This is a genomic window from Dapis brunnea BLCC-M229 (genome assembly GCF_050015995.1).
Taxonomy (GTDB): Bacteria; Cyanobacteriota; Cyanobacteriia; order Cyanobacteriales; family Microcoleaceae; genus Trichodesmium.
On the sequence record NZ_JBNHEP010000310.1, the window covers coordinates 1 to 14,918 of the forward strand.

At 36.3% G+C, this 14,918-nt stretch carries 12 protein-coding genes and 1 tRNA gene; 9 read left to right on the forward strand and 4 right to left on the reverse strand.

What is annotated here, in order from left to right; genetic code table 11:
- Together ACP6PM_RS35560 and ACP6PM_RS35565 are read left to right on the forward strand one after the other, a co-directional pair.
- Positions 1 to 1,886: CHAT domain-containing protein (locus ACP6PM_RS35560; RefSeq protein ID WP_426591583.1), on the forward strand; the 1,886-nt coding region annotated here is incomplete at its 5' end.
- A gap of 764 nt (positions 1,887 to 2,650) precedes the next feature.
- Entirely contained in the window at positions 2,651 to 2,872 is a 222-nt protein-coding gene (locus ACP6PM_RS35565) for a DUF4327 family protein (protein WP_426591584.1), read from the forward strand.
- Positions 2,873 to 2,923: 51 nt separating this feature from the next.
- Here ACP6PM_RS35565 and ACP6PM_RS35570 read toward each other — a convergent pair whose 3' ends face one another.
- Positions 2,924 to 3,403: a tellurite resistance TerB family protein gene (locus tag ACP6PM_RS35570; RefSeq protein WP_426591585.1), complete on the reverse strand. Its 480-nt coding sequence runs from the start codon at positions 3,401 to 3,403 to the stop codon at positions 2,924 to 2,926.
- Complete coding sequence (pyrE, locus tag ACP6PM_RS35575) at positions 3,393 to 4,010, reverse strand: orotate phosphoribosyltransferase (protein ID WP_426591586.1); 618 nt, start codon at positions 4,008 to 4,010, stop codon at positions 3,393 to 3,395. Before pyrE ends, ACP6PM_RS35570 begins: the two co-directional genes overlap by 11 nt.
- A gap of 524 nt (positions 4,011 to 4,534) precedes the next feature.
- Here pyrE and ACP6PM_RS35580 point away from each other — a divergent pair.
- Positions 4,535 to 4,936 (forward strand): hypothetical protein, encoded by a 402-nt coding sequence (locus tag ACP6PM_RS35580; protein ID WP_426591587.1) that lies wholly within the window; start codon positions 4,535 to 4,537, stop codon positions 4,934 to 4,936.
- A 507-nt stretch (positions 4,937 to 5,443) separates the two neighbouring features.
- Here the strand turns inward: ACP6PM_RS35580 and ACP6PM_RS35585 are convergent.
- Positions 5,444 to 5,516: transfer RNA gene (locus ACP6PM_RS35585), tRNA-Arg, on the reverse strand.
- An 81-nt stretch (positions 5,517 to 5,597) separates the two neighbouring features.
- On the opposite strand from ACP6PM_RS35585, the gene ACP6PM_RS35590 reads away from it, so the two are divergent.
- Positions 5,598 to 6,977 carry a hydrogenase gene (locus tag ACP6PM_RS35590; protein WP_426591588.1) on the forward strand — a complete coding sequence of 460 codons (1,380 nt, stop codon included), beginning with the start codon at positions 5,598 to 5,600 and terminating at the stop codon, positions 6,975 to 6,977.
- A gap of 362 nt (positions 6,978 to 7,339) precedes the next feature.
- Positions 7,340 to 7,483, forward strand: coding sequence for a hypothetical protein (locus tag ACP6PM_RS35595; protein WP_426591589.1), 144 nt, complete (start codon positions 7,340 to 7,342; stop codon positions 7,481 to 7,483).
- A 529-nt stretch (positions 7,484 to 8,012) separates the two neighbouring features.
- Here the strand turns inward: ACP6PM_RS35595 and ACP6PM_RS35600 are convergent.
- A complete protein-coding gene (locus ACP6PM_RS35600; RefSeq protein WP_426591591.1) occupies positions 8,013 to 8,711 on the reverse strand; it encodes a choice-of-anchor K domain-containing protein in 699 nt (232 codons plus the stop codon).
- Positions 8,712 to 9,135: 424 nt separating this feature from the next.
- Between ACP6PM_RS35600 and ACP6PM_RS35605 the strand changes: the two genes are divergently transcribed.
- From ACP6PM_RS35605 to ACP6PM_RS35620, 4 genes are all read left to right on the forward strand, one after another.
- On the forward strand, positions 9,136 to 9,495 hold the full coding sequence (locus ACP6PM_RS35605) for a hypothetical protein (protein WP_426591592.1): 360 nt from the start codon (positions 9,136 to 9,138) through the stop codon (positions 9,493 to 9,495).
- A 154-nt stretch (positions 9,496 to 9,649) separates the two neighbouring features.
- Positions 9,650 to 12,511: an efflux RND transporter permease subunit gene (locus ACP6PM_RS35610; RefSeq protein ID WP_426591593.1), complete on the forward strand. Its 2,862-nt coding sequence runs from the start codon at positions 9,650 to 9,652 to the stop codon at positions 12,509 to 12,511.
- 819 nt (positions 12,512 to 13,330) lie between these two features.
- Positions 13,331 to 14,041, forward strand: a complete 711-nt coding sequence (locus tag ACP6PM_RS35615; RefSeq protein ID WP_426591594.1) for a PEP-CTERM sorting domain-containing protein — start codon at positions 13,331 to 13,333, stop codon at positions 14,039 to 14,041.
- A 691-nt stretch (positions 14,042 to 14,732) separates the two neighbouring features.
- Positions 14,733 to 14,912: a hypothetical protein gene (locus tag ACP6PM_RS35620; RefSeq protein ID WP_287525561.1), complete on the forward strand. Its 180-nt coding sequence runs from the start codon at positions 14,733 to 14,735 to the stop codon at positions 14,910 to 14,912.
- The last annotated feature ends 6 nt before the right edge of the window (positions 14,913 to 14,918 follow it).

Below are 14,918 nucleotides of genomic sequence, written 5' to 3' on the forward strand. Positions count from 1 at the left end.
TTGCTACTACTCTCAATAATATTGGTGCTGTATACAATGCTTTAGGAGAAAAACAAAAAGCACTCTCATACTACGACCAATCCCTGACTCTATGGCGACAAGTGGGGGATCGAGCTGGTGTTGCTACTATTCTTTTTAATATGGCTTGGCTCAAAGCTAGCCAAGGCAACCTCACCGAAAGCGTAACATTCATGGAAAAATCCCTAGAAATAATCGAAGACCTCCGCACCAAGATCGTTGCTCAAGACCTCCGTACATCCTACTTCGCCACAGTACAAGATTACTATCAATTCTACATCAACCTCTTAATGCAACTCCACAAACAAAACCCAGACGAAGGTAATGATAGAAAAGCATTAAGTGTCAGCGAACGCAGTCGTGCCAGAAGTTTATTAGATATTTTAGCAGAATCAGGATCAGACATCAAAACGGGAGTTGATCCTAAACTTCTCGCCCAAGAAAAACAACTGCTGCAACAACTCAACACCTTAGACCAAGCGCGACAACTCAACACCCCTGGATACGACCCCGACGAACTCAAACAACAAATAGAAACCCTCAGCAACCAACTCCAACAACTAGAAGTCAAAATCAAACAAAACAGCCCTCGTTACGCCAACCTCAAATATCCACAGCCTCTCACCGCCTCAGAAATTCAACAACAAGTTATCGACAAAGACACCATACTTTTACAATATTCTCTGGGAAAAGACGCCAGTTATTTATGGTTAGTAACTCAAAAAGAAATTAGCAGTTATGAACTAGCTCCAAGAGCAGAAATAGAAGAATTAGCAAAACAATTTAGAGAAGAAATAATCTCCCTTTCCCCAGTGCCAGAAACTGGAAATAAATTAAGTGAAATATTATTGTCGCCTGTAGCAAGTAAACTGGGAAATAAACGATTAATTATTGTAGGAGATGGAATATTACAAGCAATTCCATTTGCAGCTTTACCATTGACCTCTCCCCCGACCCCTCTCCTGCGAGGAGAGGGGGGAAATATAGTAGAAGGAGAAAATTCCTCCACCCTTGCAGGGGGGAATGAGGGGGGTCAAAATTATCAACCCCTAATTGTCAACCATGAAATAGTCACCTTACCCTCAGCTTCAAGTATTGATATTCTCAGAAAACAAGTCAAAGGCAGAACCGCCGCTCCCAAAAAAGTAGCTGTTATTGCCGACCCAGTATTTCAAGATAACGACCCCAGATTTCAAATAGCTTCTCAACCAAAAAAAGCAACAGAAAATAACAATTTAATCGCAATGGCATTAACCCGTTCCCTAGAAGATTTTCTCGGTTCATCATTCAATCGTCTAGAAGGAACACGTCAAGAAGCCGAAGCAATATTAGCATTAGTTCCAGACAATTTAGAACAACTATCATTAGACTTCAATGCCAATCGAGACACCGCAATAAATCCCAATTTATCCCAATATCAAATAGTACATTTAGCCACCCACGGACTCTTAAATGAAAGCCAACCAGAACTATCAGGATTAGTGCTTTCCTTGTATAACGAAACTGGTAAAGAAACACCAGGATTCTTACAATTAAACGATATATTTAACCTAGAAATGCCAGCCGAATTAGTAGTATTAAGTGCTTGTGAAACAGGAATAGGAGAAGAAATTAGAGGAGAAGGATTAGTCAGTTTAACCAGAGGATTTATGTATGCAGGAGCCAAGAGAGTAGTAGTAAGTTTATGGAGTGTGGCAGATAATTCAACTGCTCAATTAATGGAAAAATATTATCAGAAAATATTAGAAACGGGTAAAAATCCTGTGGAGGCAATGAGAGAAACTCAATTAGAAATGTTGAGGTCAGAGAATTGGAATGCACCTTATTATTGGGCACCATTTGTTGTGCAGGGAGAGTGGAATGAGTAGAAGTCAGAAGTTTGAAGTCAGAAGTCAGAAGTCAGAATAAATAAAGCTTGTCCTTTTAACGAGACACAGAACAAATAAGTGCTTTAAGTATGGTTTACCCATAAAAAAAACTACTTTCATTAATCAATGCACTTTGAGCTGGAAGTTGTAACCTACATTCCGCACGACAAAATGTAGCATGAAAAACGGAGACAGGAGACAGGAGACAGGAGACAGGAGGCAATCAAAGTGGTCAATAGGAGTAAGTAATTGAGTATTTATGCTTAATATTTTCCTGAGAATCTGACTCCTGAGAAAGGTCAATGAATAGGATTTATAGAGTATAAATACGAACCCGCGCTACCATTTTTTATACTACTTTTAATATTACAACTTGACGTGCGGAATATGGGTTGTAAATACCTGAGCCAGCAGCGCTATATCTAAATTTTCAAGGTTAATTATTAGACATCTCCAGAAAAGAGGGAACAGGGAACACTTAACAGGGAACACTTAACCCACCCCTAACCCCTCCCAGGAGGGGAGTAATTGATAATTTATCGATAAGAATTGATTTTATTTTTCATTTTTGGAGATGTCTATTAACTTTATCAAAAATCAGCTTTTTAAAACGTCAAACCAAATACTGCAAAACAAAAATATTTTCTGGATAATCAGATTTATGTTTCTAGATATGAGTTAGATTTTTGGCAAAAAGTTTCACTCTAAATTACTAATTCTGGTTAATTGTCTGTTTAACAATATCTACGCTTAGGAGAAGTCCAATGGTTCAAGCTACTCTCTACTCTCTTGATGTTATCAAGGATGAAGCACGGGAATTATTAAGACAAAAACTTATTAGTCGTCATCAATCTATTTATACTCTCCGTTGGTATATTCCTAATCGGGATTGGGATGAAATTGAGTCAGAATTAGAGAGAAATAACTTTCTGTCCAGAGACCGCATTATTGACTTGATTGGTAGAGAAGAATGGCGAGAAGATTAACGCAGAAAATCTAACTCTAATTTCTTATATCGTCATATTTAATCCGATTGATTAATCTAGTTCAAGAGCTTTTTTGATTTGCTCTAAAACTAGAGCTTCTTTTTGACTAATTTTAGGTCCTGTACCAAATATTCCTTCTCCAGAAGCATTAGCTATTTGATTAGCTATTTCATAGAGAAATTCCTTGTATTCTTGAGCTTCTTTCAGAGTCGCTTTAAGATGAGCGATCGCTACCGCAGCTTTAAGTTTTTCTAGTACATTTTCGAGAAAATCTTCAAAATTTTCTGAATTTTCTATCTCATTTATTTGAGTTTTTTTTTCGGTATCAGAAGCATCTATCAACAAATTATAAATCAGTTGATTATGCTGATAATTTAACTTAGCGTGCTTAATTTCTGCGCTAAAAGTGAATACTTCTTTAACAGCCGAAAAAAGAGTAAATTCAGAGGAAATAATTATCATCGAAACCAAAGTAATTGCCTGTAATAATAACTCCCATTCTGAATTTGTAAAATCGGCTTTAGTCGTCATTTTTATGGCTAATATTTTTCAGATTTTCTTGCAGCTCTGATATAGTAAATATTGACTCAAACTGAATACCTTCTTTTTCATAAAGTTCCCTACCACCTTGTTGTCTATCAACAAGAGAAAAAATCTGATTAACCTGATAACCTGCCTCTCGTAGTCGATTAACCGCCATCATTGCTGATGCTCCAGTTGTTACGACATCCTCCAAAACAACTACTTTGGCATTAGCCTCTAATATTGGCCCTTCAATGTAAGACATTGTGCCATGTCCTTTGGCTTGTTTACGGATAATTAAAGCTGGTATAGGTCGATTTTCATAAGCAGATACAACACTCACAGCAGTCACAATTGGATCGGCACCCAATGTTAAACCTGCCACTCCTTGAGTATCTTCAGGCAACATCGACAATAATAATCTGCCAATTATCAGAGCGCCCAGGGGATGAAGAGTAACGTATTTACCATTTATATAATAGGAGCTACTTTGCCCAGAGGATAGTACAAAATTTCCCTCACGATAAGCTAACCAACATAACAGATCGAGTAGTTGTTGTCTAATAGTTATTAAATCAGCAGTAGTTGAATCTAAAAATGAAATTTGGTTTGTCATACTAAACAATCAAAAAATAGTTGAAGAAGTTATTAGGTAGTAGGTTTTAGCTTAAATTGAATGAATGGGGATTTAACTAAAAGAAGATTTTAGGTAAGATGGTAAACTTTTCTTGCCTAGAACCCAGGATATAGAATCCGTTTATATAATATATTTAATATCAAATCTGTTTAATTAATTATGAAAAAAGTTATCCTCTCACTTCAATAGCAAATATCCCTATTCTCTCCAATAACCCATCTCCCTCAACTATATGATAAGTATTCAAGCGGATATGATATGAGTTGCTTGTTGACATACTCTCCGCGCCTAAAGGCGCGGAGATTCTCCTGAAACCAGGATTCTTGGTTCTATGAGTCCACTTACAAAATCTAGCTTAATAATAGGGTCATCAAAAAAGTCAAAGTCTTTGCCCTACATCCGATTTGGGGATAGGACAAATACCCTTGAATCAATCACCCGATTTTGTATCACTGATATAATACGAGCAATTTAGCAATAATAATCTAAATAAATTATAATCTATGGCCATGAATTGGAAAAATCTCAGTGGCACGATTCTTTTTTCTACGATCGCGACCCTAACATCTGTCCAGATTGCTCAAGCGGGACATCCAGAAGATCCTGCCCGTACATATCAACCTTTTGCAGAAAAGTTTAACCGAGCAAGTCAAAGACGTTCTGGTAACTTTTTTGGGAACAGAGACATCTTGCATCAGATAGGTCGTTATTTTGGTATTCCCAAGTATCCAGAGCAAGCTATTGAGAGTGATAATCGCCGAGTTAACCAGTTATATATAGATGAACAAAGACGACAATTTTCTAGTACCCCAGTTATTCGGACTCCTGATTTGATTAACCCCTATAATCAATCTGTATTGACAGCTCCTCCTCCCAATTCAAATCCTAGTTTTGGTGGTAATTAGTTCTTTACTTATACTAAGTAGAGCAAGCTAAAAAAAAGACGTCGCATATTTAGGGACAAAATATCTCAAAATCTTGATATACCTGACTTTTGAGATATTTTACAATTGTATACATAACGCACAAAATTTACCACGCTTTACTTAATTACCTTTACAGCGCTTTTCAGATTGATGAACCACATCGTCACAACGATAACCTTGTAAGGACATTCCATGGAACCTCTTACTGTGGTTTACCCAAATGAAAACTGCTGTAAGACTTACCCAAATAAACCAGGTTTCTAGAGATAAATTGTTAGTTTTAACAGTATCTTGTGATATTATCTAAATCTTAATGATAGCTGATAACGACTCAATGGATAGACAACTGAGAAAACTTAGCTCCTAGATAGTTTTATCGCTATAGTTATCAGTAAGTTTGATAAATTTTAGAGAAGTTTTCACTTTCTGTATTTACCCCATTATTTCAGTCTGAGTAAGGGGTAGGGAAGTATTTTTATTTTCAAACGAGCACGGAGGGATTTGAACCCCCGACACCCAGAACCGGAATCTGGTGCTCTATCCACTGAGCTACGCGCCCTAATATATAAATTTAAGGATAGCATCTCTAGTCTTAAACTGGCAATAGGGGAATTATTATTTTTCCTAAAGCGGTAAAATTGTGACTGTAAGATTTTACCGTAACAACAGTATGGAAACAACTCATCATAACTTGTTAGAAAAACTAGCATCCCTATCAGAAAATTTTCCTAACTTAGGTATTCGCGTCTCCCTAGCAGCTAAAGAATTACAAAATGCAGGTACTCCTCCTTCAGAAAGTTTACTAGAAGAACTGATGGCCTACTGTAAAGATTTTGCTAATCTGAAAGAGCAAGGACTAAAATTGGCACAAACATCTCAAGTTTCTACTGGGGCAATACTTTCCTTTACAGACTTAGAAAACTTAATTAAAGCAGTTACAAAAACCACAAAATTATCAGGAAGTCAACCAGCTTTAGATATTCTTAATCAAATTTTAGCGATCGCTCATCAAGAACAACCAGAATTTTCTCCTTTACAATCAGTAAAAGCACAAGCAAAAGAACTATATAAACTAATATCTGAGACAAAATCTGAAAAATTACCTGATAATGCTCAAGCTTTAATTGAAGATAGACATCCACTTTCAGCAGTATTAAAACTTGTTAAACAGGGAAAAAATTTAGATGACGAACAGTGGTTAGAATTGGAAGAAAAAGTTAACATAACCTTTGGCAAAAAATTAATGTTAGCTATATCTAGAGGAAAGCTGATAATTGCCAATGATTCTTTACCAACAACATCTAGAATTAAATTACCTGCACTTGAAGAATTAGAGCGAACTGAAAATATTGCTAGTCAAGCAACTAATCCCCAAAAGTCAACTACTGGAAATTTACCACCTTTAATAGTAGTACCCTCTGGTGGTGGCGAACCTAATCAAGCACCTATTGACGATCCAGATATAATGATTTTAGAAGACCCAACACCAGCAAAACCTCTAGACGAAATTATTATTGTTCCTGGAGTAGAAACGCCTCAAAATTCCGCTAAAATTCAAAGACCAAATATCATGTTTGGAGAAACGACTAATCAAAAGTCAGGAACATCTGTCGGATTAAAAGTTATAGTTCATATACAAAATATGGGCGATCGCTCATTTGCTGCTGGAGAATATGCAGGTACTCGCGGTCAAGGTTTCCGTGTCGAAGCTTTTCAAATTAATATAGAACCCCCTATTCCTGGGTTAAATTTGGAATATATGGCAAATATTGGTGGAGTTGGTGATACCCCTTGGTTAGAAGCAGGAAAATTAGCAGGGGAACGTGGAAGAGCGCGTAGACTAGAAGGATTCGCTCTGCAACTTACAGGTCTTCAAGCTAGTAGTTATGATATATTCTACACTGCTCATGTACAAAATATGGGAGATTTGCCAGTTTATTCAAATGGTCAATATTGTGGTACTCGCAATAAATCTCTAAGAGTAGAGGGAATAAAAGTTTGGATAGAACCTAAAAGTTAGGAGTCAGGAGTCAGTAGTTAATCACACAAATACCTTGTTTTGTTTCATCTAATATCATCAGGACTTATATCATGTTCGGTAAAACAGTTATAATAACAGCTTGCGCTAAAGCGCTGCTCCACATATTGAGTGTGCTGAAGCACAACTATAAACACAGGACTTTTTGATAATTAATGATGCGGACATACTATTATATCATGTCTGGATAATAAGTGATAAAAAAGTTTTTGTTTGTAGTAGGACTTGAGCAAATGAAATATCTATAGACTTCTTGCAGAAGTCAGGGAATAGGGAATAGGGAATAGGTATGGAGGGAGATGAAATTGTTGATTTTAGATCTTGAATTGATATAATTAAAACTTTTGCAAGAGGTCTTATCTAATGAAATATCTATCTGGCGGGCTAAAGCCCTACTACGAGGTTTAATTATAACTATTCAACCAGACATGAGATATAAGCATTCTCCAGCGCCAAGAAATGTCACATCTATGTTAACTTTCCGTTGATACCCCAAAGTATAAAGCTGCATACTCAATGATATCCATCTCGTATGGCTGTAACTCTGCTAGCTCAGTCTTCAAAGTTTGGCGAACTGCATCAGCAAATACAGAATAATCATGAGTCTTTTTTTTTACAAATGGTTCGAGCTTCTTAATCAAAGAGATTCACTATAGAACCCATTTGGGATCTATTTAAAAATAGAGGGGGAGATGGGGAGATGGGGAGATGAGGAGATAGTGCAGATAGGGAGATGGTAAATATATCTATGTTTCTACCTTTTTCCCCTATTCTATTTCTCCATCTCCTGACTTCTGAGGACTCAGGACTGACTCCTTTGCCAAAAACTCGCACTTTGGCTAATATTCCAAATGGCTTCTATACAGGGCTTTTCAGATTAATGACCTCACGTCATAACCAAAACTCAGTAGGGGCAAATGGCCATTCGCCCCTACTGTGGTCTACCGTGCAGGAAAACCGCTGTAAACATATAGCAATAACTATTTGCCCACCTATTTACCCTCTACCTGAAAGCCACTATTGAGGCTTTTTCTTCAATGAACCTGCTAGATAAACACCAAGTAAACCCAGACCAAATACTGCGGTAGGTTCCGGAACATCCACGATTTCAGCATATAACATTGCCTCTGCTGTTGACCCTTCTGGGGAGTTAAACTCACTGAGGAAAGTATTACCACCGTCACTAGAAAAACCTATTAAATTTAGGGTGTAATCTACTCCACCAAAGTTAAAAGTATCACTTGTGAGACCATTAGCTTGAAATTTGAGTTTATCTCCATCTAAAACAGGGTCTCCTGTAATGTTAGGACTGTTAAAAATGTTGAAAATATAGTTGAAGTTTTCTGCGCTATTAAAAGGATTAGTAAAAGATAGCTTAACTTCTAGAGGAAAGTCTCCATTAAAAGAATTGAACGTGGAACCATTCCGATAAGTTAAATCGCCAACAGCAAACTGAGTATTTAGACCAGTGCTGAAACCTAAACCATCATATTGAACATAATTTTTGAACGAGCTAGCTGGAGGAATTCCCCAAGTTAACCTGTTATTTGTCCCACCGTTTTCATTGGAAAGAAATTCCGCACCAGCAGATACAACGGGTAGACCCCAAGAACCAGATGATGTTCCAGCAAAAGTAATAGCTTCAACCTTTCCTGTTGTTGCCAACAACATTGTAGTAGTTGCTATTAAGGTTGGTAACAATTTAGTTCTGTTCATTGTCAACTATATCTCCTGATTTTGTGTTTTTATTAGTTAATTATCTCAATAACTTACTTCTTATGCCATTTCTCTCTTCAGGAATATAGCGTTTCTCAGGCTAATGAGGTACACCTAATATTCATTTCTATTCTATTCCCAGTTAAGTGTTCCCTATTCCCTAAAACAAACGGATTTTGTACCTTACCAGTATGGGAATTGCTATAGTATATTTACTAATGTTTCAATTATCAAAAATCACTATTTTTATCTAATTTTATGTCAGATATGTTCATAGTAAATTAACCTTCATAAAAGCTGGCCAAAAATAGGTTGTCGATCCTGAATATCTAAGCTAATGTTAGATTGAATACCATCTATTTATTATTCGTATAATATGAAAATATATAGAGAAATATTACTCGGAAAAAGGACTAATTACTTAATGAAGACTACCTTCCGCCAACAATCTCTAATTACAGCCTTTTTAATGACTATTTCAATCCTGGCTTACTGTAGTTTGTTTTTGAATGAGGCGAACAGTCAAACTCCTAAATTGCCAGATAAAAATGAATATCCTCAAGATTTTGCGGAGACTTATCAGGCAAGTTGTCAGTTTAATGCTGTAGCAAAAGGATTGTCTGAAGAACAAGCTGAAATATTATGTAATTGTACCTTGAATCAGTTTCAATCTAAATATACCTTAGAAAAATTTCAGAAACTATTGGCAGAATCAGCAAAGGAGGAAAAAGGGGAGGAGTTAATAGAAATCGGAGAGCTTTGTGCTGAAAAGTTAATAAATTGATCTTTAGGGAATAGGGAGTAGGGAGTAGGGAGTAGGGGAGTAATATTATGTTTTATAATCAAAGCTCGTAGTAGGGCAATAGCCCTAAGTATAAGTATAGATGGGGCTAAAACCCTACTACAAACGATCGCTCTCTATAGAATAATGAGAATTTATGATGAAACAGTCTTCAGGCAAAAATCTGCGGCAGCGCTGGAATATTTCTAGGTGGGCGATCGCTAAACCTTGGTTAACTATTTGTTTTTGGTTAACTGTAACTATAGGAGGATTATTTGCTTTTAGCACTCTCAAATATGCTTTATTTCCAGAGGTCAGTTTTCCGGTAGTGGTAGTACAAGTAAAATCAACTTTTGACACTGCGATAGAAACAGAAAAAGAAATTACTGCTCCTATTGAAAATTCTGTAAAAATCTTGGAAACAAAAGGAATGTATGAATTGCGTTCCTCGACATATCCAGGTCAAGCAGTCATAAATATGGCTTTTAGCACTCTCAACAATTTAAGCTCGGCAACCGCAGATGTGGAAACTGCTCTCAAAAAAGTTACTTTACCTCCAGAAAGCAGTTTAGAAATAATTAGTCTGGATTTAAATGAGTCAGCAGCTATTAGTTACGCTATTACCAGTGAGAGTCAAACCCTAAGAGAATTAACTAAAATTGCTCAAAATCAAATTATTCCTACTATTGCAGAATTACCAGGAGTTTTAAAAGTTAATCTACTGGGTGATACTTCCCGAAAACAAAAAGATAAGGAAAAATTAATCTCTACCTCTCCCCCAACTCTGGTCAGTTTCAATGCTAAAAATGCTATAGCTTTTCAAGTAGTTAAACGTGCTGATGCTAATACTCTAGAAGTTGTGAGTAGGGTAGAAGCAACTGTAGCAAAATTGCAGTCTGACTTACCGGAAATAAAACTCGTCTTAGCAGAAACTCAAGCAGATTATATTCAGGAGGCAACCAAAGCTACTATTGATGCTTTGCTATTGGGAATTATTTTGGCAGTGGCAGTCATTTTTCCTTTCTTGCGGAATTTTGCAGCGACAATGATTACAGCTTTGGCAATACCTATTTCTTTATTAGGAACTTGTATTGTTATGGCAATATTTGGATTTAATTTAGAAACCATTACTCTTTTAGCATTGGCAATAATTATTGGGATTATTGTTGATGATGCTATTGTGGATGTGGAAAATATTTCTAGACATATTGAAGCAGGAGAAACTCCTAAACAAGCAGCAATTTCTGGCACTGATGAAATAGGTTTAACTGTTGTTGCTTCTACTTGCACTATTGCAGCAGTATTTTTGCCAGTTGCTTTTATGGGAGATACTCTCGGTCAATTTTTTCAACCTTTTGGCTTAACTGTTTCCGCAGCAGTATTGATTTCTTTATTGGTTGCCCGCACTTTATCCCCAGTATTGGCAAGTAATTTTAAAATTCAAAAGTCAAAAGTCAAAAGTCAAAAGTTAGAAGGAAATAATGAAGTTAAAAGTCAAAAGTCAAAAGTCAAAAGTTTGAATTTTGAAGTTAGAAGTCAGGAGAATGAATTCCAAATTCAAAAGTCAAAAGTCAAAAGTTTGAATTTAGAAGGAAATGATGTAAGTCTCAAAGAAGATAGTTTATTAAATCAAACACCGCAGTGGGAAAAAACTTTATCTAATCAATATCAAAAATTACTTAACTTTTCGCTAGATCATCGCAAAATTGTTATCGCAATAGCTTTACTCAGTTTTGTTGTTGGTGTAGCAATGATTCCTCTAATTCCTAAAGGGTTAGTACCTCAACTCGACCGAGGTGAATTTAATATTACCTACTCTTATCCTCTGCCTACTTTTGCGACTAATACTGAAAAATCTCCCCCATCGCCAGAAATTCAACCGCCTCCTCAAAACTCAATTTTTGGGGAAGGTGCATTTAATTGGATTAATGATTTAACTAACTCTCCCACCAGAATATTGTTAAGAAAATCTCGTAGAATAGCTCAACAAATTGAGAAAATTGTTTTATCTTCCCCAGAAGTAGAATCTGTTTTTAGTATTGCAGGTTTTCAGGGGGAACCAAATCGTGGTAAAGTATATGTGAAACTGAAAAAAGAGCGTTCGCTAACCACTACTCAAGTACAAGAGCAAACTCGTAGTGCTTTATCAGAATTAGAAAAGGTTACTGTCAGTGTTGAGGATATTCCTTTTGTAGAGACTGGTGCAGGAAAACCTTTTGAAATAATGCTGTTGGGAGATAACCGGGAAATTCTGCACAATACTGCTACCGAAATTCAAACTCAGATTCAAAAAATACCGGGTTTTGTAGACATAACTATAACGTCTCAGTTTCAGAATTTTGATAACCCCCTGGAAATAACTCGTCGCGGTCTTAAACAAGTTGTGTATATTACTGCTAATCTCTCTGATGGTTTAGGATTAGCAGATGCCATCAATCTAGCAGTAGATGTAGCTCAACCTATTTTACCAGATGGTGTTGAGTTAGACTTAGGTGGAGATTCTCTAAGAGTGGGAGAAGTATTTGGTAGTTTTGGGGTGACGTTAGGTTTGTCTGTTGTCTGTATGTTGACAGTGCTATTTTTACTTTTTGGTAGATTTTTGGAACCTCTGGTAGTAGGTTTGTGTTTGCCTCTGTCTATTGTGGGAGCAATGTTAGGGTTGTTGGTTACTCAGAGTGATTTTGGGGTAATTTCTTTATTAGGTCTGATTTTTCTCCTGGGTTTGCTTGATAAAAATGCCTTGTTGTTGATGGATTATATTAATCAACTGCGTCAGTCAGGGTTAGACCGGAGAGAAGCAATTTTGCAAACTGGGATGGTGCGACTGCGACCGATTTTAATGACCACAAGTTCGACTGTTTTAGGGATGTTGCCGATCGCTCTGGGATTAGGAGCAGGAGCAGAATTACGACAACCTTTAGCTGTGGCAATTATTGGGGGGTTGATTACTTCTACATTGTTGAGTTTAATTGTAGTTCCTGTGTTGTATACTTTATTAGAAGATTGGTGGGAATTGTAAAAACAGTTGGGTTAGTTGCATAATTTCATTAGGATAAACCCAACAACAAAACCTGGAGATTTTATGGATGGTAAGCGATCGCTTCAATTGTTAATAAAATTTTTTTTCTTAATCATACAACTGCCTGAATACTAATCGATCAAAATTTCACAATTACTTTTAGTTTATGTGAAAAATTATTAAGTAAGAAATTAAATACATCAAAATTTGCACGATTTTTTTCTATATAGCTGATGTATAGATGTGGGTTAGTTCAAATCTAATTTTGCACGATTTTTTTCTGTAGGACTGATATATAAATGTAGACTTGTTCAACCCAATGTCCAAACTTATTATCAACTGATTTCCATAGGGGGTCAACATCGTATTTAAGCTAGTTATTTTACAACCGTGGGACTACTTAAGCTAGATTCTTGTTATCTAGTTTGTCTACTTGTATGCAAATAACAAGCAGCAAAAATAAAAAAAAGATTAAGGAAAACTGGGAATTATAGTTCATATGCTCACTATTATATCAGAACGATCGCTCAATATATCTTTCATTCAAACCACAATTAAATCGAATCTGGTTGAACCAGAATTATATATTCCCATTACTACATACCGCCAGGGACAAACGGCCATTTGTTCCTACATATGGATTTTTGTTCTTTAATAGCGATCGCTCTTTGACAATATTAGAACTTACCTATGAGAGACGCAAAATCTAGGTTTGAGATTGCTTCCCTATCGGTCGCAATGACGGAAATACCTGGTATTGCGTAAGTCCTGAATATCAAAAACACAAACCTAACTTTGATTTCAAACCAGGAGTGTTATATGTCTACCCAATTCAAGTCACTCTTTCCCTTTGTCCGTCAAATGTTTGCTACAACCATAACTTTAGCAACTACAGCTTTTTGCTTCACTGGGGGTGCTGCTGCAATATCTATTACCTCCACAGTTAATAGCGACCCTAATACAGTGCCAGTTGCTGGCACTTCTCTACAAGATGGAGATTTTCGGCTTACTGGTTCAGCTGGTCGCTTAGGTGATGGACTCGATGACATAGCTTTTTGGGATTTTGATTTTAATGGAGACCCCAATGTAGATATTTTTAAGAATCTAATTGACTCAGGCTCTTCTTTGTTGTCAGCAAACCTTTCACTGACAATGACACCAATGAATTCCTTATCTACTGATGCTACAGGTATAACCCGCATTATCGGGCCTTCTGTTTTAATGCAAGGTTTGTCCGATATTCCTGCTGTGGGAGAGACGGGCATACTTGAGATTGACCTTTTTAGTCCTTTAATTGGTCCTAACAACCTTCGATTTACTCCTGAGAAAATTTTATCGGCTTTCAACTCTGGCACTCCTAAGAGTATCCCTTGGTTTTTTCAGGATGATGCTCGGATTTCTTCAGCAACTCTTGAGTTAGTAGTAGATTCTTCATCTTTAGAAGAAACTTCAATTCCTGAACCTAGTTCTATATTTGGTCTAGGGGTATTAGGTGTGGCTTTGTTGGTTAAGCAAAAGCAAAGTGTTTGAGTCGGTTATCAGTTTAGGATTTACGCAAACAGGACTTATTTCTGTCATTACGAGCGACAGCGTTTGCGTAGCAGTCCGTCAGGATAGTAATCTCAAATCTTAGTTTTGCGCACCTCATGCGTAAGTCCTGTAGTTATCAGGTACACCTGGAAGCGTAGGTTTAGTAAAACGACAGTGTTAGGGAAGTTTATTCGCAGAATAAACCTAACAAAGCCTTATTAATGTTGGGTTTCGGAGTACCTCAACCCAATCTACTTTTACTGAATTTCTACTACTACAAATCATATTAAATACTCAATATTTTTCAGAAAGTTTTAATGCACGAGAACTAAACATTAATTAATTAATGTAGAGATATGTATAAATACTTAGCTTTTTACAAAAAGAAATATTGTATAGCAAAAAAAACCGGATTTTATTAATAATAATTAACATAATAATAGCAAAAATACGGGTAAATAATGCTAATCTAATAATTAGGTTAATTATCACAAGTAAAAATCAGGGAGCTACCTAAAGAAGTACCGAATTTTAGGTGAGATGATTTAGCATAGGCTAGTAGTTGAGTAATAAATTGTATTTGGTACTAAACAAATAATTAGGGTGACTCCTTAGAACTAGCGGCTCTGGATGGAGGGCTAAGGAGAATAACATGAATAATATAATAATATGGAGGGCTAAGGAGAATAACATGAATAATATAATAATGGGGACTCAGCTTTTAGATGAGTCTGAAATGTCTGCTTTGAATTTAGGATTATTAAGTTTAGAAGAAAGCTTGAAAGTAATTGCTACAGATGGCAGTTTATTACCAATATTTGAAGTAGCTTTTGGTAATCAATTTGAGCGAGAAAAAGCAGAAGATTTGTGAGGGAAG

Bases quoted from the DNA above. Each gene is read 5' to 3' on its own strand.
- ACP6PM_RS35580 (WP_426591587.1), top strand. From the start codon at position 4,535: ATGGCCATGAATTGGAAAAATCTCAGTGGCACGATTCTTTTTTCTACG.
- ACP6PM_RS35600 (WP_426591591.1), bottom strand. From the start codon at position 8,711: ATGAACAGAACTAAATTGTTACCAACCTTAATAGCAACTACTACAATG.
- ACP6PM_RS35620 (WP_287525561.1), top strand. From the start codon at position 14,733: ATGAATAATATAATAATGGGGACTCAGCTTTTAGATGAGTCTGAAATG.
- ACP6PM_RS35605 (WP_426591592.1), top strand. From the start codon at position 9,136: ATGAAGACTACCTTCCGCCAACAATCTCTAATTACAGCCTTTTTAATG.
- ACP6PM_RS35565 (WP_426591584.1), top strand. From the start codon at position 2,651: ATGGTTCAAGCTACTCTCTACTCTCTTGATGTTATCAAGGATGAAGCA.
- ACP6PM_RS35610 (WP_426591593.1), top strand. From the start codon at position 9,650: ATGATGAAACAGTCTTCAGGCAAAAATCTGCGGCAGCGCTGGAATATT.
- ACP6PM_RS35570 (WP_426591585.1), bottom strand. From the start codon at position 3,403: ATGACGACTAAAGCCGATTTTACAAATTCAGAATGGGAGTTATTATTA.
- pyrE (WP_426591586.1), bottom strand. From the start codon at position 4,010: ATGACAAACCAAATTTCATTTTTAGATTCAACTACTGCTGATTTAATA.
- ACP6PM_RS35615 (WP_426591594.1), top strand. From the start codon at position 13,331: ATGTCTACCCAATTCAAGTCACTCTTTCCCTTTGTCCGTCAAATGTTT.